We start from the raw sequence: 1,059 nt of genomic DNA on the forward strand, positions 1-1,059 counted from the left end.
AGGTTAACTACAATAAAGTGTTAATTACTCGATGATTGCAGATACAACACCAGCACCAACAGTACGACCACCTTCACGGATTGCGAAGCGTAAACCTTCGTCCATCGCTACTGGGTTAATTAGCTCAACAACAAACTTCAAGTTGTCGCCTGGCATTACCATTTCAACACCTTCAGGAAGCTCTACTGAACCAGTGATATCCGTTGTACGGAAGTAAAACTGTGGACGGTATCCTTTAAAGAATGGCGTATGACGACCACCTTCATCTTTAGAAAGAACATAAACTTCTGATTCAAATTTAGTGTGTGGAGAAATAGAACCTGGAGCACATAGTACTTGACCACGTTCAACATCTTCACGCTTAAGACCACGTAGAAGAACACCACAGTTCTCGCCTGCACGACCTTCGTCAAGAAGCTTACGGAACATTTCAACACCTGTACAAGTTGATTTTTGTGTATCACGGATACCTACAACTTCTACTTCTTCACCAACTTTGATGATACCACGTTCAACACGACCCGTTACAACAGTACCACGACCAGCGATTGAGAATACATCTTCGATTGGCATGATGAATGCACCATCAATTGCACGCTCTGGCTCTGGAATGTATGTATCTAATTGGTCAGCAAGTTCAATTACTTTCGCTTCCCATTTTTCTTCGCCTTGAAGTGCGCCTAAAGCTGAACCTTGGATTACTGGTAAATCATCACCTGGGAAATCATATTCAGAAAGTAGTTCACGGATTTCCATTTCTACTAGCTCTAATAACTCTTCATCATCAACAACATCACATTTGTTCATGAATACGATGATGTAAGGAACACCAACTTGACGAGAAAGTAAGATATGCTCACGTGTTTGTGGCATAGGACCATCTGTAGCAGCAACTACTAAGATAGCACCATCCATTTGTGCTGCACCAGTGATCATGTTTTTGATATAATCGGCATGGCCTGGGCAATCTACGTGTGCGTAGTGACGTGTTTCTGTATCGTACTCGATGTGAGAAGTATTGATTGTAATACCACGCTCACGCTCTTCTGGTGCATTATC

The 1,059-nt window shown here is 42.3% G+C and carries 1 protein-coding gene; it reads right to left on the bottom strand.

Translation table 11 applies throughout. The features are described 5' to 3' along the window. Window positions 1-24: 24 nt before the first annotated feature. Window positions 25-1,059: elongation factor Tu (gene tuf / locus Q4503_RS18765; RefSeq protein ID WP_303603186.1), on the bottom strand; the 1,035-nt coding region annotated here is incomplete at its 5' end.

The sequence above is a fragment of the Colwellia sp. 6_MG-2023 genome (genome assembly GCF_030547765.1).
Lineage (GTDB): Bacteria > Pseudomonadota > Gammaproteobacteria > Enterobacterales > Alteromonadaceae > Colwellia.